This is a genomic window from Vibrio zhanjiangensis (genome assembly GCF_030161235.1).
Lineage (GTDB): Bacteria > Pseudomonadota > Gammaproteobacteria > Enterobacterales > Vibrionaceae > Vibrio > Vibrio zhanjiangensis.
The window spans coordinates 1-1,232 of the sequence record NZ_BSPW01000110.1 but is presented as its reverse complement, the minus strand read 5'-3'; the positions used below and the strand labels follow the sequence as shown (position 1 = coordinate 1,232).

1 protein-coding gene is annotated in these 1,232 nt (G+C 50.3%); it reads right to left on the bottom strand.

Translation table 11 applies throughout. The features are described 5' to 3' along the window. Positions 1 to 1,232 (bottom strand): M91 family zinc metallopeptidase (locus tag QQK21_RS21680; RefSeq protein WP_284194257.1); only part of this gene is annotated, 1,232 nt, incomplete at both ends.

Here is a 1,232-nt window from a genome sequence, read left to right as displayed (position 1 = left end):
GTGCTGTTTAACCCATTCGGGATCAGAAAAGCGGAACTCAACTCCTTGCTCACTAACATAGTCCGCCCCTGCCACCATATGCTCTGAAATAGGATCGCCCTTGCCACTAAATGGATAAGTTTGTCCTGACACCTCAAATTGAATCGGATTGTCACTGTAGTAAAGGTGCAGCATTTCATGAAACAAAACGACAGAAGGATCGCAATCTAGCCAAGGGCGGGATTTGATATCTTCAGCGCTCGGCCTATATTGAGGATCAAAGAAAATCGTATCACTATCAGGATTGGCATAGTTACCCACCGATAGCTCATGATCGTGGCCACCATCTGATGTATTGGTATTATCACTCGGCATTGTGATCTCAATCCCCTGCTCGTTCATCGACTCGATCAGGTCGCGCCCGAAAGACGTACCGGCGATTTTCTTAAGCGATGCATCAACCGCCTCTTTGTACTCTCCTTCACCTCGGTTTATGTCGGGGTAAGCGTTAGAGATTGGGTTCGACTCATCTAAAGCATTCACCTCTTGAGGCTCTGGTTGACCCGCCAGTGCCTGTTTAATTTGTTCGACGACTTGCTGCTCGTCGGTGGTTAACTTCGGAGAGGGTTCCATCACCAAATTCGCCGCCGTTTTTGCGCCAAGGCTCACTGGGACTGAGCCACCGGTAAGCAGCGCTTCCGTGCCCAGCACCTTAGCCCAAGACCCAATCTTAACTTTGTCTTCCTCTTTCTCCACCATGGCGTTGTGCGCGTGCGCCGCCGCCGAAACGCCTGCTGCAAACACGGTTTTCACCGTTGACCCAACGGGGATCATCACCATCTTAAAGCCCAATTGCTCTAACCTGTGGGTAATGCGCGCTTTGATCACCTTGTACGGTTTGTCTTCACCCGGCATCACACCTTGCTTAATTTTATGTACATCATACCCAATACGGATCAAAGAAATTGGCACCTTAATGCCCGCTCGAATGCCAATTTTAATCGGCGTGACCGTTAAACCGCCCACCACATCCACGCCCCCTTCGATAAAGCTGACAATCACCCCTCGTGCTAAGCGCTTTTGCGACCAACTGACGATAAATTCTGCCAGTGTTTTCTCCTGCGCGGCATAATCGGCTGGGCTCATCGGCTTAATCGTTTCACCGCGATACGCATAACGCCACTCTCCCTCCACTCGGGTTGAGAAAAAGATCCCCAATGGGTCGTTATCTGACACCAACCCAGTCAGCATAT